At 61.7% G+C, this 22360-nt stretch carries 17 protein-coding genes; 14 read left to right on the forward strand and 3 right to left on the reverse strand.

Annotated features, from left to right (window positions below; genetic code table 11):
- Positions 1-24: 24 nt before the first annotated feature.
- A complete protein-coding gene (locus tag FHS06_RS09885) occupies positions 25-759 on the reverse strand; it encodes a response regulator transcription factor (protein ID WP_167048858.1) in 735 nt (244 codons plus the stop codon).
- A gap of 181 nt (positions 760-940) precedes the next feature.
- On the opposite strand from FHS06_RS09885, the gene FHS06_RS09890 reads away from it, so the two are divergent.
- The 3 genes from FHS06_RS09890 to FHS06_RS09900 all read left to right on the forward strand — a co-directional run bounded on the left by FHS06_RS09890 (position 941) and on the right by FHS06_RS09900 (position 4205).
- The gene (locus FHS06_RS09890; protein WP_167048860.1) at positions 941-2401 is read left to right on the forward strand and encodes an ABC transporter permease; all 1461 of its coding nucleotides are present in this window, start codon (positions 941-943) and stop codon (positions 2399-2401) included.
- Positions 2402-2432: 31 nt separating this feature from the next.
- Positions 2433-3128, forward strand: coding sequence for an ABC transporter ATP-binding protein (locus FHS06_RS09895; protein ID WP_167048862.1), 696 nt, complete (start codon positions 2433-2435; stop codon positions 3126-3128).
- Positions 3129-3191: 63 nt separating this feature from the next.
- The gene (locus FHS06_RS09900; protein ID WP_167048864.1) at positions 3192-4205 is read left to right on the forward strand and encodes a magnesium and cobalt transport protein CorA; all 1014 of its coding nucleotides are present in this window, start codon (positions 3192-3194) and stop codon (positions 4203-4205) included.
- A 53-nt stretch (positions 4206-4258) separates the two neighbouring features.
- Here the strand turns inward: FHS06_RS09900 and gndA are convergent, their stop codons facing one another.
- Positions 4259-5707 (reverse strand): NADP-dependent phosphogluconate dehydrogenase, encoded by a 1449-nt coding sequence (gene gndA, locus FHS06_RS09905; RefSeq protein WP_167048866.1) that lies wholly within the window; start codon positions 5705-5707, stop codon positions 4259-4261.
- A 434-nt stretch (positions 5708-6141) separates the two neighbouring features.
- On the opposite strand from gndA, the gene FHS06_RS09910 reads away from it, so the two are divergent.
- The 3 genes from FHS06_RS09910 (at position 6142) to mfd (ending at position 11083) form a co-directional block, all read left to right on the forward strand.
- The gene (locus FHS06_RS09910; protein WP_167048868.1) at positions 6142-6774 is read left to right on the forward strand and encodes a 50S ribosomal protein L25/general stress protein Ctc; all 633 of its coding nucleotides are present in this window, start codon (positions 6142-6144) and stop codon (positions 6772-6774) included.
- 69 nt (positions 6775-6843) lie between these two features.
- Complete coding sequence (gene pth, locus FHS06_RS09915) at positions 6844-7425, forward strand: aminoacyl-tRNA hydrolase (RefSeq protein WP_167048870.1); 582 nt, start codon at positions 6844-6846, stop codon at positions 7423-7425.
- Between the two features lie 46 nt (positions 7426-7471).
- Positions 7472-11083 carry a transcription-repair coupling factor gene (gene mfd / locus FHS06_RS09920; protein WP_167048872.1) on the forward strand — a complete coding sequence of 1204 codons (3612 nt, stop codon included), beginning with the start codon at positions 7472-7474 and terminating at the stop codon, positions 11081-11083.
- A 20-nt stretch (positions 11084-11103) separates the two neighbouring features.
- On the opposite strand, the gene FHS06_RS09925 is transcribed toward mfd, so the two are convergent.
- On the reverse strand, positions 11104-13776 hold the full coding sequence (locus FHS06_RS09925; protein WP_167048874.1) for a phosphoenolpyruvate carboxylase: 2673 nt from the start codon (positions 13774-13776) through the stop codon (positions 11104-11106).
- 127 nt (positions 13777-13903) lie between these two features.
- Here FHS06_RS09925 and FHS06_RS09930 point away from each other — a divergent pair, with 127 nt between their 5' ends.
- The 8 genes from FHS06_RS09930 to FHS06_RS09965 all read left to right on the forward strand — a co-directional run bounded on the left by FHS06_RS09930 (position 13904) and on the right by FHS06_RS09965 (position 22339).
- Positions 13904-15076, forward strand: coding sequence for a Na+/H+ antiporter NhaA (locus FHS06_RS09930; protein WP_167048876.1), 1173 nt, complete (start codon positions 13904-13906; stop codon positions 15074-15076).
- Positions 15073-15720: a nucleoside triphosphate pyrophosphohydrolase gene (locus tag FHS06_RS09935; protein ID WP_167048878.1), complete on the forward strand. Its 648-nt coding sequence runs from the start codon at positions 15073-15075 to the stop codon at positions 15718-15720. Before FHS06_RS09930 ends, FHS06_RS09935 begins: the two co-directional genes overlap by 4 nt.
- 39 nt (positions 15721-15759) lie before the next feature.
- Positions 15760-17016 carry a histidine--tRNA ligase gene (locus FHS06_RS09940; RefSeq protein WP_208388247.1) on the forward strand — a complete coding sequence of 419 codons (1257 nt, stop codon included), beginning with the start codon at positions 15760-15762 and terminating at the stop codon, positions 17014-17016.
- A gap of 117 nt (positions 17017-17133) precedes the next feature.
- Positions 17134-18414 (forward strand): phosphopyruvate hydratase, encoded by a 1281-nt coding sequence (eno, locus tag FHS06_RS09945; RefSeq protein WP_167048882.1) that lies wholly within the window; start codon positions 17134-17136, stop codon positions 18412-18414.
- 33 nt (positions 18415-18447) lie between these two features.
- The gene (locus FHS06_RS09950; RefSeq protein ID WP_167048884.1) at positions 18448-18972 is read left to right on the forward strand and encodes a septum formation initiator family protein; all 525 of its coding nucleotides are present in this window, start codon (positions 18448-18450) and stop codon (positions 18970-18972) included.
- Complete coding sequence (locus FHS06_RS09955) at positions 18969-19499, forward strand: DUF501 domain-containing protein (protein WP_167048886.1); 531 nt, start codon at positions 18969-18971, stop codon at positions 19497-19499. The genes FHS06_RS09950 and FHS06_RS09955 overlap by 4 nt, the downstream gene beginning before the upstream one ends.
- Positions 19496-20776 carry a S8 family serine peptidase gene (locus FHS06_RS09960; protein WP_167048888.1) on the forward strand — a complete coding sequence of 427 codons (1281 nt, stop codon included), beginning with the start codon at positions 19496-19498 and terminating at the stop codon, positions 20774-20776. Before FHS06_RS09955 ends, FHS06_RS09960 begins: the two co-directional genes overlap by 4 nt.
- Before the next feature lie 33 nt (positions 20777-20809).
- Positions 20810-22339, forward strand: coding sequence for an NAD(P)/FAD-dependent oxidoreductase (locus tag FHS06_RS09965; RefSeq protein WP_167050264.1), 1530 nt, complete (start codon positions 20810-20812; stop codon positions 22337-22339).
- The last annotated feature ends 21 nt before the right edge of the window (positions 22340-22360 follow it).

A 22360-nucleotide genomic window follows, 5' to 3' on the forward strand; every position in this document is an offset into this window, starting at 1 on the left:
GCCGCCCGGGTGATGTCGCAGACGTCACTGCGGTGTTTTGATCATGTAGCCCACACCACGCACCGTGTGGATGAGGGGGTCATGGCCCTGATCGATCTTCTTCCGCAAGTACGAAATATAAAGCTCGACAACGCTGGAGCGTCCACCGAAGTCATAATTCCAGACTCGATCAAGGATCTGCGCCTTCGAGACGACTCGTCGCTGGTTGCGCATAAGGTAGCGCAGCAACTCGAACTCGGTAGCTGTCAGTTCGATTTCAGTTCCGGCTCGTTCCACTTCGTGGCTGTCTTCATTCAGGCTCAGATCGCCGACATGCAATATTGGCTCCGCGTCGCTCGCCTCAGCAGTTCCGGCGCGACGCATGAGGCCGCGCAGGCGCGCAACCACCTCTTCAAGACTGAAGGGCTTCGTTACGTAGTCATCACCGCCGGCGGTCAGACCTGCGACGCGGTCACCCACAGCATCCTTAGCTGTCAAAAAAAGCACCGGGACGTCGTCGCCGGACTGGCGCAGCCGCTGCAAGACGGCCATGCCGTCGAGGTCGGGCATCATGATGTCGAGCACCATGGCATCGGGATGGAATTCGCGAGCTGTCTGCAGAGCTTGAAAACCCGAACCCGCTGTTCGCACATCCCACCCCTCCATGCGCAAAGCCATGGCGAGGAGGTCGGTGAGCATCTGCTCATCGTCGACAACAAGCACGCGGGGCGCGCTACCGTCGGCCCGGCGGAGGGAGTGGGTGGGTGCGATCGTGGTCATACTCCGATTGTGTGGGTCGTTCTATGTGATTCCTATGGATGATGCTATGCGCAGCCTGTGAGTTTTTCTAGACCATCTCCGCTCGGTACATAGCTCTCCCTTAAGTCCTTCAAGCGTGGCGCATCGGCGCGCCTCCTAACTTCGAGTCAGATGGCCGGACCTTGCGGCCGAGAGGAGACGAATGTACTGGACATATCTGCGGCGTGAGTTAGCTGGTCGCAAGAAACAAACAGCCATCGTGGCGTCGGGACTCGCGATAGCGATTGCGCTCGTTATCATCGTGAATTCACTGTCGGCAGGAGTCAGCGACGCGCAGGCCGTCGCTCTGCAGTCTGTATACGGTGTCGGCACCGACCTCACAGTGAGCGGTGCGCAGGCTGAACCGGGGGAGGCGGGAGACCGTGGGCAGTTCGAGTTCGGTGGCGATGATGGTGAAACATCAGACGGAACTACAACTCTCAGCCAGTCGCGTCTGTCGACTGACATGCAGCGTGGCACATTGGATGCCACAGCGGTAACCACCGTAAGCGAGCTCGACGGGGTGTTGGGGGCGTCAGGCGCACTCAGCCTCACCAACATCACCTTCGATGGTGAGATTCCCGACATGTCGCAGAGCGACAGCGGCACGGCGGGTGGCGCTCCTGGCGATGCTACCGAAGGCGGAATGGGTGGACCCGGCGGTGACGGCGGGAGCGCCTTCAACGTCGACTCGTTCACGGTTCTCGGCATCGAATCTGCCGACACCGAGGTCGGACCGCTCTCGGCAGTCGAGGTGTCAGATGGGCGCCTACTCAGCGAGTCGGATGCCGGCGAGAACGTCGCGCTCTTGGACTCGACGTATGCCACGACGAACGAACTCGCTGTCGGCGACACTATTGACGTCGGCGGCAGCGACATGGAGATCATTGGGCTCGTGACGTCGACTTCGGATGAGGCCGACACTGCGGCCAACGTCTACATCTCGATCGACGTCGCGCAGAGCTTGGCCGGCGTTGAAGATGTCGTCTCAACCATCTACGTGCAAGCAGATTCTTCCGACAGCATCAGCACCGTGCAGAGCGAGATCGAGTCGGCGCTGCCCGATGCCACTGTCAGTTCGCAATCTGACTTGGCCTCGACCGTGTCGAGCTCGCTGTCGAGCGCTTCATCGCTCATCACCAACCTCGGAACGTGGCTCTCAGTGATCCTCCTGATCGTTGCGGTAGCCCTTGCCGTGCTCTTCACGATCTCGGGAGTCTCGCGTCGCACACGGGAGTTCGGAACGCTGAAGGCCATCGGTTGGTCGAATCGTCGGGTTGTCGGCCAGGTGGCCGGTGAATCGGTTGTCCAGGGCCTCGTGGGTGGCGTAGCGGGTCTTGCCATCGGTCTCGCTGGAATTCTTGCGATCAACATCATCGGGCCCACCATCTCGACATCATCAACCACCGATACCGGTGGCATGGGCGGAATGGGTGGCGGCGGAATGCCGGGAATGGATGCTGCAGCAAGTTCAGCGGATGTCGTCCTCAGCGCTCCCATCTCGATCACCATGATCCTCATTGCGATCGGACTCTCGATCGTGGGTGGCCTCGTCGCGGGAGCCTTTGGTGGCTGGCGCGCATCCCGCCTCAGTCCGGCTGAGGCACTTCGGTCAGTCGGCTAAGCGCCGTGATAGTTCAGAACAGGAGACAGACATGAGCATCGTAGACACCGCAAGCGCCTACCGGATTAAAGGCGTCACGAAGACGTACCAGCAGAAGGGGCGTGTCGTAAACGCATTGACGGGCGTTGACATCGACATCGCTCAGGGCGATTTCGTGACAATTCAGGGCCCGACAGGCGGAGGAAAGTCAACGTTCCTTCAGCTGCTGGGAGCGCTGGAGCGACCCACGAAAGGCGAGGTGATGCTGGGCGACACCGATATCGCAAAAGCATCGAACGCAGATCTGGGAAAAGTACGCGCGCACGAGATTGGGTTCGTCTTTCAGGGATTCAACCTGATCCCCACGCTCACTGCAGCTGAGAATGTGGATATGGGTCTTGAGCCGCTGGGGCTTGCCAAGGAGGAACGCGCGAAGCGTGTGGCTGAGGCGCTCATGCGCGTCGGCCTTGAAGAGCGCGGCGATCATCGACCGGGAGAACTTTCAGGTGGCCAGCAGCAGCGTGTCGCGATCGCACGCGCTATCGCAAAGCGGCCGCGCGTTCTTCTTGCGGATGAACCAACGGGAAACCTCGATGAGAGCATGCGCGACGAGATTCTCGTGGTTCTCGAAGAGCTCAACGCTGAGGGGCTCACACTCATCATGGTGACGCATGACTCAGCTGTTGCACGGCGCGCGAAGCGCCGACTTCGTCTCGAGAAGGGGACTGTGCGCGACATCACAAAGTGAACGCTCAGCAATGGGAGCGGACGGCGGTGCTGTGCGCACCCATTGCTGCATTACGTTTGCGGAATGAGTGTGCTGAGCGCCGAGGTTTATGCTGACGGCCGAAAGATCGCGGATGCGACAACCCTTGCGGATGCGGTAACGCAGGCCCGTGCTTCGGGCGGAATGGCGTGGGTATCCCTGCTCGACCCCGATCAGGCAGAACTTGACGAGGCGCTCTCTCTACTTGATATGCATCCGCTCCTCACCGGAGGGGTGCTGCGTCCAGGCCAGCGGACGAAGATTGCAGCATCCGATGGCAAGATTTTCGTCGCGCTGCAGCCAGCGCGCTACGACGATGCATCAGAGATGGTGTCGTGCTCAGAGATCGACGTGTTCGCGGGAGTGCACGACATCGTGACGGTGCAGCACAGTCGCACGATCGACGTCTCTCCGGCGCGCGACCACTTGGCGAACCACCCCGAGTATCTCGCCCGCGGGCCGATTGCGGCACTGACGGCGATCATTGATGAAGTCATCGGCCATTACAACCCGGTACTCGACGGGGTCGAGCACGATATCGACGAAATCGAAGAGCAGCTTTCATCGACAGACCCCCACGTCTCGAAGCGGATTTTTGCCCTGCAGCGCGAAGTGATCGATCTGCAGCACGCGACGGCAGAACTCCCCGGAATCCTGGAGCATCTCGAACAGATCGCAATAGATCGCGCGCAGATCACACGGGCACCGATCCTGAGCGACCTCGCTGACCGCGCACGCCACATGGTGGAACGTACGCAAGCTTTTCGTCACGCACTCGAATCAGCGCTGCAGGTCAACGCGATTCTTGTCGAACAGGAAAACAGCGTGCAAATGCGGCGGATGACCGAGATGAGTCTCGAGCAGAACGACCAGGTGAAGAAGGTGTCGAGTTGGGCGGCGATCTTGTTTGCGCCAACCCTCGTCGGAACTGTTTATGGAATGAACTTCAACAACATGCCGGAGTTGCATTGGACCTACGGCTATCCGATGGCGATCGCCCTCATGCTCGGAACCAGCATCACGCTGTACACGATCTTCAAGCGCAAACAGTGGTTATGAAAAACGAGGGTGGCCCGGCACATGTGCCGGGCCACCCTCGTTTTTTCAGACTGTCAGTGCGTGTCTTCAGCTTCGATCTCGGTGCGGTCTCCCGACCACAGCGTGTGGAAGGTGCCTTCCTTGTCGATGCGCTTGTACGTGTGCGCACCAAAGAAGTCGCGCTGGCCCTGAATCAGGGCAGCAGGCAGGCGCTCGGCGCGCAGCCCGTCGTAGTACGCGAGTGACGATGAGAACGCGGGGGCGGGAAGCCCCGCGGCGGCGGAGATCGAGACGATTCGACGCCAGGCATCCTGAGCGCGACCGAGCGCTTCGACAAAATACGGGGCCGTCAGCAACACGGGAAGCTCTACCGCATCGCGATATGCATCGGCGATGCGGTTGAGGAACTGTGCGCGGATGATGCAGCCACCACGCCAGATCTTCGAGACAGCACCAAGATCAATGTTCCAGCCGTACGCGCTAGCGCCGGCACGAATCTCATCAAACCCCTGCGAATACGCAACGATCTTTGACGCGAACAGGGCAAGGCGCACATCTTCGATGAAGCTGTCAGCATCGTCGACGGTGAGTGCCTGTGCGGGACCGGGCAGATCTCGCGATACCGCACGTTGTTCTGCGTGGCTGGAGAGTGAGCGGGCAAAAGTTGCCTCGGCAATACCGGAGACAGGTACACCGAGATCAAGTGCGGTTTGAACCGTCCATGCGCCGGTGCCCTTAGCACCCGCCTGGTCAAGGATGATGTCGACCAATGGCTTGTTGGTGTCGGCGTCTACCTGACGGAGAACCTCTGCGGTGATCTCGATGAGGTACGACTCGAGCTCTCCACCGTTCCACTCCGCGAAGACATCAGCGATCTCGGCGGGGGACTTGTTGGTTCCGCGTCGAATCAGGTCGTACGCTTCGGCGATGAGCTGCATGTCGGCGTATTCGATGCCGTTGTGCACCATCTTGACGAAGTGGCCAGCACCGTCGTGCCCGATGTGCGTGACACACGGCTCACCCTCAGCGATCGCCGCGATGGACTTGAGGATCGGGCCGAGAGTAACCCACGACTCATCGGAGCCACCGGGCATGATCGAGGGGCCGAGGAGCGCACCCTCTTCGCCACCGGAAACGCCCATTCCGACGAAGTTGATTCCGGTTTCGCGCACTGCTTTTTCGCGACGGATGGTGTCGGTGAACAGTGCGTTTCCGCCATCAACGATGATGTCGCCCGGTTCGAATACCTTCACGAGTTCTTCGATCACAGCATCGGTTCCGCGACCAGCTTTCACCATGATGATCGCGGTGCGTGGCTGCGAAAGGCTCGCCGCGAACTCTTCGTATGTCGAGGTGGAGATGAAGCCCGCCTCGGGGTGAGTCGAAACGAGATGCTCGGTTTTGTCGTGGCTGCGGTTGTAGACCGCAACCGTGTTGCCCTCGCGGCTTGCGAGGTTGCGGGCCAGATTAGAACCCATCACCGCCAGCCCGACGACACCGATATTTGCTGTTTTATCGCTCAACTCGTTCTCCTTGGGGTTGAAATACGAAAAATCTGTTCCGTGAGATTTCACGAAGAACAGAAAGAGCAGGTCAGGCGGCTCGCGCTGACGACGTCACTACTTTCGGTACGCCTGACGGCCCATTGACCAAAAAGCAAGAACAGTTCCAACGAAACCCACGGCGACGATAGCGCCGATCACGCCGAGCATGATGTCAGAGGAAAGCTGGGCGTCCATAAGAGGGCTCCTTCAAAGTCGTTGCGCTATTTATCGTAGCGGGCACGTATCGCGGGCGCTGCGCTGGTAGACTCACACACTGTACTTCGGCGAGGGATGCGCCACGCATCCGTTATCGACGCAGTGAAGCAGGCTCACGGCTTTCCTCACGCACTCGCGTTCGAGTCGAATCCAGACCCCAGACGAAACGGGCCCGTGCGCCCGCAAGGAGAATCATCATGGCGACAAAGACCGCCGACACCAAGCTCAGCGCGGAACTCCGCGAAAACTTCGGCAAGGGCTTCGCTCGCCGCCTTCGCGCTGCAGGCAAGATCCCCGCCGTCATCTACGGTCACGGCACCGACCCCGTGCACGTCGCGCTTCCCGGCCACGAGACAGCCCTCATCGTGCGTCGTGCAAACGTCGTGCTCGAGATCGAGGTTGACGGCTCGCAGGTCCTCGCGCTTGTCAAAGACATTCAGCGCGACCCGGTACGCCAGGTCATTGAGCACATTGACCTGCTCGTTGTTATCAAGGGTGAAAAGGTTGAGGTCGATGTTCCTATCATCTTCACCGGTGACCCCGCCGCTGGCATGAATGTGAACGTCGATGCGAACACGGTTCTGCTCGAGGTCGAAGCGACGCACATCCCGCAGTCGGTTGAGGTCAGCGTCGAAGGCCTCGAAGCCGGATCTCACATCACTGCTGCCGATATCAAGCTTCCCGCCGGTGCGGTTCTCGTGGTTGACCCCGAGACCCTCATCGTTGCGATCTCGTCGCCCGCTGGCGACAGCGACATCGACGAAATTGCCGAGGCAGACGCTGCTGTTGCTGCCGAGCAGGCCGCTGAGTCAGCTGAGTCGGCCGAATAGTCGAAACGGTTTCGTAGTGAGGGGGTGCGGATGCGCGCCCCCTCACTTTTTTGTCGGAGGAGACCTGTGATGGCGACGACCTGGATAGTTCTCGGTCTCGGTAATCCCGGACCGCAATACGAGAAAACGCGCCACAACGTCGGACAGCTCGTCATTGACGAGCTCGCCACGCGTCGGCAAGAGAAGTTGCGCACGCACAAGGCAAACGCCCGCGTCGCCGAAAGCTGGGTTCGTGTCGGCGGTGACCGTTTCGTGCTCGCTAAGCCGAATACATTCATGAACGTCTCGGGTGGGCCCGCGGCCGCACTTGCCGCTTTTTATGGCGTTACGCCCGATCACGTCATCGTTGTGCACGATGAGCTCGACATTCCCTTTGACACGATCAAGCTCAAAGTGGGTGGCGGTCATGGGGGACACAACGGCGTTCGTGACGTTGCTAAAGCCCTCGGCACGCCTGAATTTCCGCGCGTTCGAGTGGGTATTGGGCGACCACCCGGGCGGATGGATGCCGCGGACTGGGTGCTTGATCCGTTCGGGGCCACTGAACGAAGCGCACTGCCGTCTCTGGTTTCAGATGCCGCCGATGCCGTCGAAGAGCTCATCGAAGACGGCCTCGTTGCCGCGCAGCAGCGACATCACGCGCCTCGCTGATGGACTGCTGACCCTGGGTGTCGTTCAGGCGCTCTAGAATCATTCGGTGACAGTTCCCGGGATTTCGCGCGCCCTCGCGTCCACAGACACCTTCCGGGAGGCACTGGAGTCAGCATCTGTTGACGCCGACTTCTCGCTCGTAGACGGGCTCGATGCGCCGCTCATTGCCGCGCTATTGCAGCGCCGCAGAGAGAATGGTCGCGTGCCAGCGGTGCTGGCGATTACTCCGACGGGTCGACGCGCCGAAGCGGTTGGCCCCGCCATCCAGGCCCTCATTCCTGGCGCCATCGTGCTTCATATCCCGGCGTGGGAAACCCTTCCGCATGAGCGACTGAGTCCCAGCACAGAGACCGTCGGTCGTCGTCTTTCGGCGCTCCGGGCTATTGCCGAATGGGACCGCACGACACCACTCGTCGTGACGTCTTCTGTCCGTGGAGCGCTGCAGCCGCTCGCGGCAGGTCTCGCTGATGTGGCCAGCTTGAAGGTTCGCCGGGGCGAGCGCGGATACGACCTCGGCGAAATCAGCGCAGCGCTCGTTGAACGGGCATACCTGCGGGTCGATATGGTTTCGCGGCGCGGAGAGTTCGCCGTGCGCGGCGGCATTCTTGATGTGTTCCCACCGATCGCCGATCATCCGTATCGTGTGGAGTTCTTCGGCGACGAGGTCGACCAGATTCGCTCGTTCTCTGTCGCCGATCAGCGATCCCTTCCCGAAGAGATCAGCGAAGTGGATTTTTTGCCGAGCCGCGAGCTACTCCTCACGGATGCTGTGCGTACCCGCGCTGTGGAGCTTCAAGAAAAGTTCCCCGGTGTGCGCGGCATGCTCGAGAAGATGAGTGAAGGCATCCCGGTAGAGGGAATGGAATCGCTTCTCCCGGCTCTCGCCGACCGTCTTGTGACTCTCGCTGAGTACCTGCCTGATGGAGCCGCCATCGCGCTGGTCGACCCGGAACGTGCGGCGTCGCGCGCAAAAACTCTCGGCGACACCAACCGAGAGTTCCTGGAGGCAGCGTGGTCGGTGGCAACGGCCGGGGGCGAAAGCCCCGTCGACCTCGGATCCGGCGATTTCGTCACTCTTACCCAGCTCAAAGAGGCCGTGCATGACCGCCACGGCGCGTGGTGGACGTTCAGCGCCTTCGATTCCGGCGCCGCGGATGCCGCAGATGAGGGCCTGACCGCCGGCGACGATGTCGTGCGTATCGCCGCGAACCCGGTGCCGTCGTTTCAGGGCATGGTGGACGGCGCGATCGATCACGTCGCTGATTTGGTCGCGCGCGGCTGGAGCGTTGTCGTTGCAGCCTCTGGCGTAGGACTCGCTGATCGCGCTCGTGACGTGCTCGCTGAACGGGGCGTTGCAGCACGCCGTGTCGACGACATTGATGCCGCTCCGCCCGCTGGCGTCGTGCTCGTTGTTCCGGCACCACTCGAGCGAGGGTTCGAAGCGCCAGCGGCCCAGTTTGCCGTGCTGACCGAGACCGAGTTTTACGGTCGCACGATCGGAAGCGATCAGCGGGTTGTCAAAAAGCTCGCGTCACGTCGTCGAAACGTCGTCGACCCGATGCAGCTGAAGGCCGGCGACGTGGTGGTGCACGCCACTCACGGCATTGGAAAATTCGTCGAGCTTGTGCAGCGTGAAGTATCGAGTGGCGGGCGCAACCCGGTCAAAAGCAAGCGCGAGTATCTGCTGCTTGAGTACGCACCAACCAAACGCGGCTATCCCGGCGACAAGCTTTTTGTTCCCACCGACCAGCTCGATCTGCTTTCTCGCTACGTCGGCGGCGAAGCTCCGACGCTGTCGAAAATGGGCGGTAGCGACTGGGCTCAGGCCAAGGGGCGAGCGCGGAAGGCCGTGCGAGACATTGCCGTCGAGCTCGTCAAGCTCTATTCGGCGCGCATGGCCTCGAAGGGCTATGCCTTCGGTCCCGATACTCCGTGGCAGCGCGAGCTAGAAGAAGCGTTCCCGTTCGCTGAGACACCTGACCAGCTGCAAACGATCGATGAGATCAAAGCAGACATGGAAAAGCCGATTCCGATGGACCGATTGCTCTCGGGCGACGTAGGTTTCGGAAAGACTGAGGTCGCCGTCCGTGCCGCCTTCAAAGCGATTCAAGATGGCAAACAGGTCGCCATGCTCGTGCCGACAACTCTGCTCGTGAAACAGCATCTCGAGACCTTCAACGAGCGCTTCGCGGGTTTCCCGGTGAAGGTGCACGCACTGTCGCGATTCCAGACCGACAAACAGGCGCGCGAGACGCTCGCCGGCATCACCGACGGCACGGTCGACATGGTGATCGGTACACATCGCATCCTCACCGAGAAGGTGATCTTCAAAGACCTTGGTCTCATGATCATCGACGAGGAGCAGCGGTTCGGCGTTGAGCACAAAGACTCGCTGAAAAAGCTCAAGACCAACGTCGACATTCTCTCGATGAGCGCGACGCCGATTCCTCGCACGCTAGAGATGGCTGTCACGGGGATTCGTGAGATGTCGACGCTTCAGACTCCACCGGAGGACCGGCATCCGATTCTGTCGTACGTCGGACCGCGAAACGACAAGCAGATCGCAGCAGCTATTCGCCGAGAGCTACTCCGCGAAGGTCAGGTCTTTTACGTGCACAACCGCGTGCAATCCATCCAAAGAGTTGCCGCGCACTTGGCCGAGCTCATTCCCGAGGCTCGCGTGGCTGTGGCACACGGCCAGATGGGAGAGCACGCGCTTGAGCAGGTCGTCGACGACTTCTGGGAGCGCCGCGCCGACGTCCTGGTCTCCACCACGATTGTGGAAACCGGCCTCGACATCTCGAACGCCAACACGATCATCATCGACCGCGCCGACAAATACGGCCTCTCGCAGCTGCATCAACTGCGAGGGCGTGTCGGACGTGCTCGTGAGCGCGCGTACGCCTACTTCCTCTACGACGACGTTAAGCCGCTGTCTGAGACAGCAGCAGACCGCCTCGAGACGATCGCGGTGAACAACGAGCTCGGAAGCGGCATGCAGGTCGCATTGAAAGACCTCGAGTTGCGAGGCGCCGGAAACCTGCTCGGCGCAGAGCAGGCGGGTCACATCGCCGGGGTGGGCTTTGACCTGTACCTGCGTATGATCGGCGAAGCTGTGTCGACCTTCCGGGGTGACGACACCGAGGGTCCGGCAGAATTGCGGCTGGAGCTGCCGGTGCAGGCACGTATTCCCGAGTCGTACATCGACAGCGAGCGTCTGCGCCTTGAGGCCTACCAGAAGCTCTCCGCCGCCGCGTCGTCAACCGCGAAAGACGATGCGCTGGATGCTGTCATCGATGAACTCCGCGATCGCTACGGCGAGCCCCCCGCGGATGTCGATGGACTCGTGGCTGTCGCCCACCTGCGCCGACGTGCTGCACGCGCCGGCCTCGCTGACGTCGTTGCGATGGGTCCAAACCTGCGTATTGCGCCCGCACACCTTGCCGACTCGATGCGCATTCGACTGCAGCGTCTGTACCCCAAGGCCAAGCTCATCTCGGGGGGAGACGCGATGGTCGTGCCGCTGCCCACAGCTGATGGCGGTGCCTTGACCGATGCCGCCCTGCTGCAGTGGGTGGCACAGCTTCTCGACCAGCTCTTCCCCGCACCCGTGACGGAGAACGCTACCGATGGGGGCACAACGGCGACTTCCGCCTGAGTGCACCCCACCGGGCTACGTCATCCGGTGTTCTGGAGGCCCGCGGCAACACCGCTGACCGACAGCAGGAGAAGCCGCTGCAGGTCGGGATCCGGCGCTGGCTGATCGGTGGGAGCGTCGCGGAGAGCACGAAGTGCCCGCAGCTGCAGCAATGACAGCGCGTCGACGTACGGGCTACGGAGCTTCACAGCGCGCTGCAGTACCGGCTTGTTTTCAAGAAGGCCCGTGCCGCCCGCGATCCGAATGACCCACGACTGCGTGAGGGTCATCTCGTCCATGACGAGGTCAGCGAGATCCTGACGGTCGCCGAGCTCGAGGTAGCGCCGAGCGATCCGGTCATCAGCCTTTGCGAGACTCATACCGACGTTGTCGATCATCGTGCGAAACAGCGGCCACTCGGCGTACGCCTGACGAAGGCGTTCTTCATCGCCCACGGTTTCGAGCGCCGTGCCGAGACCGAACCAGCCTGCGAGGTTGATGCGGGCTTGCGTCCACGCAAAGACCCATGGAATGGCGCGGAGATCTTCCAGCGACTCGACCGACAGTCCGCGACGAGCGGGACGCGAACCGAGCGCCAGAAGTCCAACCTCTTCCATCGGGGTCACAGTTGCGAACCACGGGGCAAATCCTGGCGCCTTTACGAGGCTGAAGAACCGCTCACGCGATGCCGTATCCATCGTTGCGGCGATGTCAGCGTAGGTCTCGGCTGCAGAAGAGTTCCGTTGCTCGTTCGACGGCGACGACGCCTGCAGAATCGCTGCTGCGACCTGGTCGATGTGGCGCTTCGCGATCGTCGCGTCGCCGTAGCGAGCGAAGATCACTTCGCCCTGCTCGGTGAGTTTGAATCGACCGTCGACCGAGTGCGGCGGCTGCGCCAGGATCGCACTGTTGGCAGGTCCGCCGCCGCGCCCAAGCGCTCCGCCTCGACCGTGGAACAGTGTGAGTTCGATGCGCTCATTCTTCGCCCACGCGGCGATCTTCGCCTGTGCTTCGTAGAGGGCGAGGGTAGCGGCGACTGGCCCGACGTCTTTCGACGAGTCGGAATAGCCGAGCATGACTTCAAGGCGACGATCGGTCGCTTCGAGCCGAGCGGCGAACGTGGGGTGGTCGACGATTTCGGCCAGGATGCCGGGGGCCGCCTGCAGATCGGCAAACGTCTCGAACAGGGGGACAACATCGAGAACGGGCGTCGCGGACTCGGCACCCATCGCGAAGCGTGCCAGCTTGTGCACGTTCTCGAGGTCTTCTGCTGACTGCGTGAACGACACGATGTATCGTCCAGCAGCTCGCGGACCGAAACGCTCTTGGATGAAAGCGATCGAACGGAAGACTTCGAGAACCTCGTCGGTCTGTTCGCTCCGCTCACCTCCCGCTTCGAGCTCCTCGAGTACTTTCTTGTGCACAGCGGAGTGCTGTCGCACTTCGAGCTCGGCCAGGTGAAAACCGTACGTCTCGACCTGCCAGATCAGCTCCTGCAGGTTTCCGTACGCCTGGCGGGCAGCACCGGCTGCCACCAGGGAGTCCTGTACGACACGCAAATCGGCCAAGAGCTCTTCTGGATCGCTGTACGCGAGGTCGGCATTCCGCGTGCGCGTTGCCGCGATCTTTCGTGCAACCAACAGCACGATGCGGCGATGCGGCTCGTCGGGGGAGCGCTTCGCGATATCGGCGGCCGCTTCTTCGTCTGCCGCACGAAGCCTTCGCCAAAGCGACATCAACTCGTCGGTCGGCGGTGTCGACGTGCCGTCGAGGGTGAGGCCTCGGCCGATACGATTCGTGGCGCGCTCAAGACCCAGCAGCACATGCTCGCTGGCGATTCCTGCGGCTTTTCGAGTGATCGACGCCGTGACGAAGGGGTTTCCGTCACGGTCACCGGCAACCCACGAGCCAACGCGAACGAACGGACGCACAACGGGGGCGGCACGGCCAGAAAGGCCCGGCTGAAGCGTGTCATCGATGCGGCGGTAGACCTGCGGCATCGACGTGAAGAGAGTGTCGTCGAAGACCGACATCACAGCACGGACTTCGTCTGTCGGCGAAGGCTTTTCGGGACGAAGCGGAGCTGTGCGCCACAGCGTGTCAATCTCTTCGAGCATTTGTCGCTGACGTCGCCGCCGGTCGCCGCCGTGGGTCGCAGCATCCTGTTCGTCAAGAAGCACCGAAAGGCGACGGATGCCGGTGGAAACAGCCCGTCGGCGAGCCTCAGTGGGGTGCGCGGTGAATACCGGGTGGAAGCGCAGAGCCTGAAGTCGCTCAAGCGCTTTCTCTCCGCCGATTTCTGCAGTGAGGTTCGTAAAGGCGCCAGCGACTGAATCAGTCGCGTCACCGCGCTCAGGCTGCCCATCGCGGTCGCGAAGAATCCGCACGCGCTGGTGCTCTTCGGCGAGATTCACCAGGTGGAAGTAGACGGTGAACGCTCGTGCGACTTCGTCTGCCCTCGCAACAGAAAATGAGTCCGCGACCGCTGTCGCGCGCTCAAATGCCTCGGGGGTCTCGTCGGTATAAGCCTGAATCGTGGCGATCCGAAGCCGTTCGACGTCTTCGTACAGGCCGGGAGAGCCGCTTTCGCGCAGCACTCGTCCGAGAAGGGATCCGAGTAGGCGCACGTCACCGCGCATGTTTTCAGGGATTTCTTGTCCAGCCTCGAAGCGGCCGACGAGGTCGACGGCTTCCGTGGGGGTGGGTTCACGCATGTACCCACGCTAGCGGGCCTGTGTTTCTTCTTCGTCACGCCATCACCGATAGACTGGTATCTGGTGTGCCGGGAAGTCTGGTCGGCGATGTATGTGTGACCCCCCTGCTCCCTACGGAAGGAAATCCGTGTCTCTTTTGCGCTCAGATCGTTTTCCCGCGATCGTGCTGCTCGCCGCTGCCGCTCTCGGCTTGATAATCGCCAACTCCGCAGCTGGAGCGTTTGCACAAGACGTGCAACACGCCTACATCGGTATTCCCGGTGTGTTTGAACTTTCGGTCGGCCACTGGATTGCCGATGGACTGCTCGTCTTGTTTTTCTTTGTCGTTGCGGTTGAACTTCAATACGAACTGACCAAGGGGCAGCTTGCCTCGGCACGAAAGGCGCTTCAGCCTGCGATTGCGGCGGCCGGTGGTGTGATTGTTCCGATCATTATTTTCTTGATTTTCACCGCCGGAAGTGATGTGACCTCCGGGTGGCCTATCCCGACCGCCACCGACATCGCCTTTGCGCTCGGTGTGCTTGCCATTTTCGGCCGCGGACTCCCGTCGGGCGTGCGTATCTTCTTGCTCGCGCTCGCGATCCTCGATGACATCGTCGGTATCGTCTTCATCGCGGTGCTCTTCACTTCAGACGTGAATTACGGGCTTCTGGCCCTCTCTGTTGTGACAGTGGCTGCCTTCGGCTTCGTGAGCCGCAGACTCGATGGCCGTGCCCGTGGTGCCGTGATTGCACTCATGATCGTTTTGGCAATTGCTACCTGGGTGCTGGTGTACCTCTCCGGTGTGCACGCCACGATCGCGGGAGTCGCGCTCGGTCTGGTGATGGCACAACAGCCAGCGCTCCGGGTGCGCCACGAAATGGAGCCGTGGGTCAACGGCATCGTGCTGCCACTCTTTGCCCTGTCGTCGGCACTCGTGATCATTCCGAACGTTCCACTGTCCGAGCTTTCACCGGCGTTCTGGGGAATCTTGGTGGCGTTGCCGGTCGGCAAGATCCTCGGCATCATGGTGTTTGGCTGGATCTCACAACGGGTCGTCAAAGGTGGCGGAAAACGACTCCCGATTGGTGATCTCCTCGCGGCTGGAGCGCTGGGTGGAATCGGGTTCACGGTTTCGCTGCTGCTATCTGAACTCGCTTTCGCGACCAATGAAGAGGTGCGCGACGAAGCAACACTCGGTGTGCTGGGAGGCTCCGGCATCGCAGTCATTCTCGCGGCCGTCATCGTGTCGTGGCGCGCACGCTACTACCGTCGTATTGCCGCTTCGGAAGGTGCGGCAGAGAGCGCAGCGACAGCATGACGAACGATCCTCTGCGGGATGCCGCGAGAGCGATGCGCGATATTCGTGATCGCTGCGTCTGGACGCAGGGGATTGATCATCGTGACCTCGTGCCGTACCTGATCGAAGAGAGCGCAGAACTTGTCGACGCGGTCGAGGCTGGCACGCGTGCCGATCTTCGCGAAGAGCTCGGAGATGTGCTCTGGCAGGTACTCTTCCACGCCGAGATCGCATCGCGCGACGTCGACGATCCATTTGATATCGACGACGTCGCGCGGGGCCTCACCGAGAAGATGGTGCGACGGCATCCGCATGTCTTTGCGGGGGAGACCGCCCGCACTCCCGAAGAAGTGCTCGTGCTATGGAATGCGGCGAAGGCTCTCGAAAAGCACGAGCGCCGCAGTGTGCTTGATGGAGTCTCGTCGCACATGCCGTCGCTCGCTCTCGCCCAAAAGGTGCTCGGTAAGGCCGCTCAGGTAGGCGTCTCTTCGGATGGAAGTGACACGGCACCCCTTTCTGAGGCACAGCTCGGCGACGAGCTGCTCGCTCTTGTCGCGACGGCCAAAGCTCAAGGTTTTGACGCTGAACGTGCGCTTCGTGAGCGCGTGCGTCAGCTTGAAGACGACATTCGTCGGGCTGAGCTGAAAGCCCCTCCGGCAACCTGAGACAATAGGCACGTGCCTTCGGTCAATCCTCCGCGCGGTATGCGCGACATCCTTCCTGCCGAAAAGAGTCGCCGCGAACGCGTGCTCACCGTCATCCGTGACCGCTATCGCGCTCATGGGTTCGACGAGATCGAAACGCCCGTCATGGAGGAATACGCCCGCTTGCACGCGGGCATCGGCGGCGACAACGAAAAACTCGCCTTCAATGTGATGAAGCGTGGACTTGATGCTGAGGCAATTCGTGCCGCAGCCGATAGCCCGGCGTCTCTGACAGATCTCGGCCTCCGCTACGACCTCACTGTGCCGTTGGCCCGGTATTACGCGAGCCACCGGGCCGAGCTGCCCACCGTCTTTCGTGCCATTCAGATCGCGCCGGTGTGGCGAGCTGAGCGTCCGCAAAAGGGACGGTATCGCCAATTCATGCAGTGCGATATCGACATCATTGGCGATGCATCGTCGCGGGCCGAAGCCGAACTTATCGTGGCGAGCCTCGACACTCTCGACGCGCTGGAACTGACCGGTGCGAGCGTTCGTATCAACGATCGGCGTGCGCTTATTTGGATGCTGGAATCTTTCGGTTTCAGCGAGACCGAGCGCCCCGGCGTGCTCATCACGATCGACAAACTCGACAAGGTCGGCGCTGACGGGGTGGTCGCGGAGCTTCGATCGCGAGAAGCGACGGCCCCGGCTGTGGATGCTTTCGAGATCTTCCTCAATCGAGAGCACGCCGTGGACGGCGGCGGCTTCGGAGACCAGCAGATTCGCGGCATGCTTCCTCCGGGAGCGCCGGACGAGATCGTTGATCACCTTGTCTCGCTCGGCGCAGCCGTGGCCTCCGCACGTCCCGGCGCCGATGTTCCCCTCGTCTTCGACCCCTTTCTCGTGCGTGGAATGGGTTACTACACCGGCACGATTTTCGAGTTGGCCCACCCGTCGGTGACGTATTCACTTGGCGGGGGCGGTCGCTACGACGGCATGATCGGTCGATTCCTCGGCCAAGAAGTGCCGGCGGTGGGCTTCTCCATCGGTTTCGAGCGCATTGTCGACCTGGTCGATTCGCAGGATTCGACAGACGCTCTGGCAGTCGTCATCGTCCACGACCGGGATGTGCCGACGGCAGAACTTCTCGCAGCGAAGAGCGCTCTCGTCGCAGATGGGGTGCGGGTGCGCCTTGAGCAACGCACAAAGAACTTGAAGGGTTTGCTGGAGCGCGCAGCATCCGATGGCTACCGACAGTTCGCCACTTTGCAGGCGGGCCAAGCGCCAGACACGCTCGATCTGAAGCCCCTGTCTTAAACCGGCAATTTGCCGTTCACCCCGAGCCCCCCTGGCAGCTGCCGCTCAGATCGCTAGACTCGGGAGAGGACCGACGTTGCTCCGTGAAACTTTTCTCCACTACCCAAGGAGTCCTCTGTGGCACTAATTGAGGCTGTCAACGCGCGCGAGATTCTCGACTCACGCGGAAACCCGACCGTCGAGGTGGAGGTGTTGCTCGACGATGGCATCGTCCAGCGCGCGGCAGTTCCCTCCGGCGCATCGACCGGTGCGTTCGAAGCGTACGAACTGCGCGATGGCGACAAGGATCGCTACAACGGCAAGGGCGTGCTCAAGGCCGTCGCCGCTGTGATTGACGAGCTCGGCCCGGCTATCGAAGGCGTCGACGCCACCGAGCAGCGCATCATCGACCAGATCTTGATCGAAACCGACGGCACCGAGAACAAGTCGCGCTCCGGCGCGAACGCGATCCTCGGTGTGAGCCTCGCTGTGGCAAAAGCTGCAGCTGACTCCGCTGACCTGCCGCTGTTCCGCTACCTCGGCGGACCCAACGCGCACGTCATGCCCGTGCCGTTGTTCAACGTCATCAACGGTGGCGAGCACGCCGACAACGGTATCGATTGCCAGGAGTTCTTCCTCGCGCCCATCGGCGCATCGAGCTTCGCTGAGGCACTCCGCTGGGGCGCTCAGACCTACCACGTGCTGCGCAGCGAACTGAAGGCTGCCGGCTACGCAACTGGCCTCGGCGACGAGGGTGGCTTTGCTCCCGACCTGCCGAGCAACCGTGAGGGTCTTGACTTCCTCGTGCGCGCCATCGAAAAGGCCGGCTTCACGCCCGGGACCGACATCGCGCTCGGCCTCGACGTTGCAGCGACCGAGTTCTTCAACGACGGCGTCTACCGCTTCGACAACAAGGACTGGACAGCCGCCGAGCTCACCGACTACTACGTCGATCTCGTTGATTCCTACCCGATCGTCACGATCGAGGACGCTCTCGCGGAAGACGACTGGGACAACTGGAAGCACCTCACCGACAAGCTCGGCACCAAGACGCAGCTCGTGGGTGACGACCTGTTCGTCACGAACCCCGCGCGTCTCGCTGACGGCATTTCGCGTGGCGTTGCCAACTCGCTGCTCGTCAAGGTCAACCAGATCGGTACTCTCACCGAGACGCTCGATGCTGTCGAGATGGCGCACCGCGCAGGCTACACGGCGATGTTCTCGCACCGCTCGGGTGAGACCGAAGACACCACGATCGCCGACCTCGTTGTTGCAACGAACTCGGGTCAGATCAAGAGCGGCGCGCCCGCGCGCAGCGAGCGTGTCGCCAAATACAATCAGCTTCTGCGCATTGAAGAAGAACTCGGGGATGCCGCGACCTTCATCGGTCGTGCCGCGTTCCCGCGTTTCAAGGGCTAAGCACTAAGTACGGCAAGTAACGAAGGGGGAGTCATGTCGAGACCGACGGCTCCCCCTTCTGCTGTCTCCGCGAAGTCGGCACAGCGGGCGAAGCCACCGACACGCAAGGTCGACGCGCGGGAGTGGCTCGGAGGCATCCGGCTCTCGGGCTTCATGGTCATCATGCTGGGTCTTGTCGTGCTCGGAGTTTTTGTTCTCGTGCCGACCTTTGGCACGTACCTCGATCAGCGACAGCAAATCGAAGCGCTCGAAAACTCGATCCAACTGACCAAAGATGACGTTGCCGACCTCGAGGCGCAGCGTGACCGGTGGAGTGACCCGGCGTACATCACGACTCAGGCAAGGGAGCGGCTCTACTACTTCAACCCGGGCGAAGTTGGCTATCTCATCGACAACGACCTGCCAGATTCGGCCATCCCGCAAGAAGAAGCCCCGATCAGCACGGATGTCGAGCAGACGAAAACAGACTGGATGACGCAGATGGTGCGCTCCGTCACGGCCGCGGGACTCGCGCAGACTGCGACCGAAGTGGATGACGACGGTACTCTGTCGCAGTGAGTACTCCGCCTTTTGCACCCGTCACCGATGCAGAGTTGGCTGTCGTCCGCGCTCAACTCGGACGCCCCGCCCGCGGAGTGGTAGGAATTGCCGCGCGCTGTGTGTGCGGCAACCCGACGGTTGTCGCAACGACGCCTCGGCTCGATGACGGCACGCCCTTTCCGACGTTTTATTACCTCACGCACCCCGGTGCGACTGCCGCTATGTCTGTGCTCGAAGCCGAACACATCATGCGCGAGCTGCAAGATTCGCTCGCAGAAGATGAAGAGATCGCTGCCGCGTATACGCGTGCTCATGAGGCCTATCTAGCCGATCGCGCGCAGTATGGCGACGTCGAAGAGATCAAGGGAATTTCCGCCGGGGGCATGCCGGTGCGCGTCAAGTGTCTGCACGCCCTCGCCGGTCATGCTCTTGCCGCGGGCCCCGGAGTGAACCCCATCGGTGACGCAGCCCTCGCGCGTAGTTCATGGTCTCCCGAGCGCTGCACGTGCGCCGAGCCGAATGCTGCGAGTACAGCAGCGCGATGAAACGGCCTTTCATTGCCGCGGCAACGGGCACCCTTGTGGCCGCTCTCGCCCTGATTCTCACCGCGGGTGCCGCGGTGCCAGCGACTCCCAACGTCGATCCTGTTCGTCAAGCTGAGTACTGGCTCGACGATTATGGCGTGAGCGCGGCGTGGCAAACGACGCGGGGTGTCGGTACGCGTATCGCGATTATCGACACTGGTATCGGATTCGCACCCGAGTTCGAGGGCGCTGTTGTTGGGGGTACTGACATGTCGGGCCTCGGGTCGCCAGACGGTCGCACTCCGGTCGGCGGCTCTGACTCCAACCACGGGAGTTGGGTCGCGTCGCTCGCGGCCTCGCGTGGCCTCCCTGATGGCACCGGGATGCTGGGCGTCGCCCCGCAGGCAGAGTTGCTGTCAGTGTCGGTCGGTTTCGGCGTGGAGTCGTCGGTGCCGTTCGTGACACAGGTGGCCGAAGGCATCCGCTGGGCTGTTGATAACGGCGCCGACGTGATCAACATGTCGTTTACGACGAACACTTTGGACTGGGATCCGAGCTGGGATGACGCATTCTTGTACGCGTTCGATCACAATGTCGTGGTCGTTGTCGCCGCGGGTAACCGAGGTGCGGGTACCGACCAGATCGGGGCTCCCGCAACTATTCCTGGTGTGCTCGTTGTTGGTGGAGTTGACCCGGAGGGCAACGCGAGTCAAGAGGCCTCAACACAGGGTGTGACGATCGGTGTTTCGGCGCCCAGCGAGCGCCTGCTGGGCGTCTCGGCAGACGGTGATGTTGTCGTGTGGAACGGTACGAGCGGTGCCGCGCCAATCGTTTCGGCTGTCGCCGCTCTCGTGCGTTCTGCCGACCCGGGGATGAGTGCGGCTGATGTCATCAACCACGTAGTTTCGACCGCAACCCCGGCAGCTGCGGCGACGTCAGTTCCCGACGTGCTGTATGGCTACGGGCTTGTCAACGCAGAGGCGGCGGTAACCACGTGGCTTCCGTCGGTGACGGAAAACCCGATGGGCAGCCTCGCGGAGTGGATCCGCCTCTATCGACGTGCCGACGCCGGGAGCGACCCTGAGCCGAGCACCAACCCTGTAACGATAGCTCCGCTCGAGCCGCCAGAAGAGGCGGTAACCGAAGCGTCAGCGCTCATACCGACCGCTGAATCCTTGACGTATGGCACTCTTCCGCTCGTTGCGGTGACTGTCCCGGCTATACTGGGAGCGCTCGGCGTCACTGCTGCTGTCCGACGTATCCGTTCGGCGCGCCACTCTCGTACGCCAACCCGTTAAATGTCTAGGAGTAATTCCACTGTGACTAGCACTGTGCCCAAGATCCTCGTTGTCGGTGGCGGATACGCCGGTTTTTACACCGCATGGAAGCTCGAAAAGCACTTGCGTAAGGGCGAAGCTGAGGTCACCATGGTTGACCCCCTGCCTTACATGACCTACCAGCCGTTCCTTCCCGAGATTGCTGCCGGCGAGATCGAGCCACGCCACGCTGTCGTCGGCCACCGTCGCCATCTCAAGACCACCAAGGTGATTGGCGCGAAAGTCACTGGCATCAATCACGCCACCAAGTCTGCGACGATCACGCCGCTCGTGGGGGAGCCCTGGACCGAGACCTACGACCAGATCGTCGTCACCGCGGGGGCCGTATCGCGCACCTTCCCGATCCCCGGTATCGCCGACAATGCCATCGGGCTCAAGTCGATCGAAGAGGCAGTTGCTATCCGCGACCGCATCATCACGAACTTCAACAAGGCTGAAAACCTCCCCGCTGGTCCCGAGCGCGACCGTCTGCTGACGGTCGTTGTTGTCGGCGGTGGATTCGCCGGAATCGAAGTCTTCGCCGAGCTTCGTGCGATGGCATCCTCGCTGCTGAAGAATCGCCCCAACATCCGTTTCGAAGACACGCACTTCCACCTCATCGAAGCCATGGGGCGCATCATGCCCGAGGTTTCGCTGAAGACATCGGAGTGGGTGTTGAAGGACCTCGCCAAGCGTGGCGCACACGTTCACCTCGACACTCAGGTGAAGGGTGCCGTTGACGGAAACGTCGAGATTTCAACCGGTGAAGTAATCCCAAGTGATGTGATCATCTGGACCGCCGGAGTTATGGCCAACCCGACCGTCGTTCGCGGCGGCGACCTTCCTGTCGAAGAGCGCGGTCGCATCCAGACCCGGGCCGACCTTCGGGTTGGTACTGCCGAGGAGCCCTTGGAGGGCGCCTGGGCCGCGGGTGACGTAGCAGCAGTTCCCGACCTCAGTGGTGGCGGCGTAGGCGGCTTCTGTGTGCCGAATGCTCAGCACGCCGTGCGTCAGGCAAAGCTGATGGCCAAGAACGTTGTTGCTGTTCTGCGCGGAGAGCTTCCTCGTGAGTACAAGCACAAGAACCTCGGTGCCGTTGCGGGCCTTGGCCTCTACAACGGTGTCTTCCAGTCCGGCAACATCGCGCTCAAGGGCTTCATCGCCTGGTGTGCACACCGCGGCTACCACGGTCTGGCTATGCCGTCGTGGGAGCGCAAGTGGCGCGTCATTGGTGACTGGTGGCTCAACTTCTGGATGGGCCGCGACAACGTTTCGCTTCTCGCCGTGCAGACGCCGCGTCAGTACTTCGCTGAATTCGCAACGCGTCCGCGTCCGGCCGAGCCCGAGGCCAAGCCCGCTGAAGAGGAGGCTCCGGCCGCGAAAAAGCCTGCTGCCAAGAAGGCTCCTGCGACGAAAGCCGCGTCAGCTGAGAACGCTGCAGCTCCCGCGGATGCAGCATCCGCTCCAGCCGCGAAGAAGCCCGCTGCCAAGAAGCCTGCTGTGAAGAAGGCAGCAACGCCGAAGACTGACGCCACCGAAAGCTGAAGTCGCGTTACGGTGGATTCG

The organism is Microbacterium halimionae (assembly GCF_011761265.1).
Taxonomy (GTDB): domain Bacteria; phylum Actinomycetota; class Actinomycetes; order Actinomycetales; family Microbacteriaceae; genus Microbacterium; species Microbacterium halimionae.

Excerpts from the sequence above, each read along its gene's own strand:
- FHS06_RS09885 (WP_167048858.1), bottom strand. The coding sequence starts at position 759 with ATGACCACGATCGCACCCACCCACTCCCTCCGCCGGGCCGACGGTAGC.
- FHS06_RS09890 (WP_167048860.1), top strand. The coding sequence starts at position 941 with ATGTACTGGACATATCTGCGGCGTGAGTTAGCTGGTCGCAAGAAACAA.
- FHS06_RS09895 (WP_167048862.1), top strand. The coding sequence starts at position 2,433 with ATGAGCATCGTAGACACCGCAAGCGCCTACCGGATTAAAGGCGTCACG.
- FHS06_RS09900 (WP_167048864.1), top strand. The coding sequence starts at position 3,192 with ATGAGTGTGCTGAGCGCCGAGGTTTATGCTGACGGCCGAAAGATCGCG.
- FHS06_RS09910 (WP_167048868.1), top strand. The coding sequence starts at position 6,142 with ATGGCGACAAAGACCGCCGACACCAAGCTCAGCGCGGAACTCCGCGAA.
- pth (WP_167048870.1), top strand. The coding sequence starts at position 6,844 with ATGGCGACGACCTGGATAGTTCTCGGTCTCGGTAATCCCGGACCGCAA.
- FHS06_RS09925 (WP_167048874.1), bottom strand. The coding sequence starts at position 13,776 with ATGCGTGAACCCACCCCCACGGAAGCCGTCGACCTCGTCGGCCGCTTC.
- FHS06_RS09935 (WP_167048878.1), top strand. The coding sequence starts at position 15,073 with ATGACGAACGATCCTCTGCGGGATGCCGCGAGAGCGATGCGCGATATT.
- FHS06_RS09940 (WP_208388247.1), top strand. The coding sequence starts at position 15,760 with ATGCGCGACATCCTTCCTGCCGAAAAGAGTCGCCGCGAACGCGTGCTC.
- FHS06_RS09950 (WP_167048884.1), top strand. The coding sequence starts at position 18,448 with ATGTCGAGACCGACGGCTCCCCCTTCTGCTGTCTCCGCGAAGTCGGCA.
- FHS06_RS09960 (WP_167048888.1), top strand. The coding sequence starts at position 19,496 with ATGAAACGGCCTTTCATTGCCGCGGCAACGGGCACCCTTGTGGCCGCT.